Source organism: Bacillus sp. mrc49, assembly GCF_002803435.1.
The window spans coordinates 1-848 of record NZ_PHNG01000803.1; the positions used below are offsets into that span (position 1 = coordinate 1).

The window sequence follows — 848 nt, forward strand, 5'->3', positions numbered from 1 at the left end:
CTGCAAGCGCGATGATCGTCAAGCAATATACGATGAACATGATTACACTTGGCCAATGCAGCAAAGAACCAATGACGGATATAGGGACACCCAGTACGACAAGTCCCAAAAATATTTTATTCACGATACTTCTCCTCACAATCTTATATGTACTTTTTATATAACAAAAACAATCATACATAATCTTAAGTCATTGCCAAAGGAAAATTTTATCACAGCACTCCTTCTTGTCAATATTTACCCAAAATTTAATTGCTTAACCCTGTCCTTAGGATGTAACATCAACAAGGTACACATTTCTTAGGAGACATGAATATATGAATCATAAACTGCTTATACGTGTTTTAATCTTAATTGTCGGCATATCGGGTTTTTCTCAAGGAATGCTCTTGCCGGTCATTGCCATCATCTTTGAAGGTGACGGAATCAGCTCTTCCTTAAACGGCTTTCATGCTGCCTCGCTTTATATTGGAATTCTGTTGATTTCTCCATTTATGGAAGCGCCCCTCCGTAAGTATGGATATAAACCATTGATATTATTTGGGGGAGCCACCGTCATCCTTTCTTTGGCCCTATTTCCTGTATGGGAATCATTCTGGTTTTGGTTCCTCCTGCGCTTCTTCATCGGCATCGGCGATCATACACTTCACTTTGCCACCCAGACCTGGATCACCGCTATTTCACCAATAGCGAAGCGAGGAAGGAATCTTGCCATTTACGGCCTTTTCTTCAGCCTTGGCTTCATGGTTGGTCCGCTAATGACGAAGCTTCTTGAATTCAATCAATCATTACCTTTCATCATCACATCCATAATCAGCCTGCTCACTTGGTTAACCGTTTTCTTGATT

At 40.6% G+C, this 848-nt stretch carries 1 protein-coding gene and 1 pseudogene; one reads left to right on the forward strand and one right to left on the reverse strand.

Going from position 1 to position 848, the window contains the following annotated elements:
• A pseudogene (locus tag CVN76_RS30115) lies at positions 1-127 on the reverse strand (calcium/proton exchanger); the annotation flags it as partial.
• A gap of 190 nt (positions 128-317) precedes the next feature.
• Between CVN76_RS30115 and CVN76_RS30120 the strand changes: the two are divergent.
• The coding region (locus CVN76_RS30120) for an MFS transporter (RefSeq protein WP_157805504.1) at positions 318-848 on the forward strand (531 nt) is incomplete at its 3' end.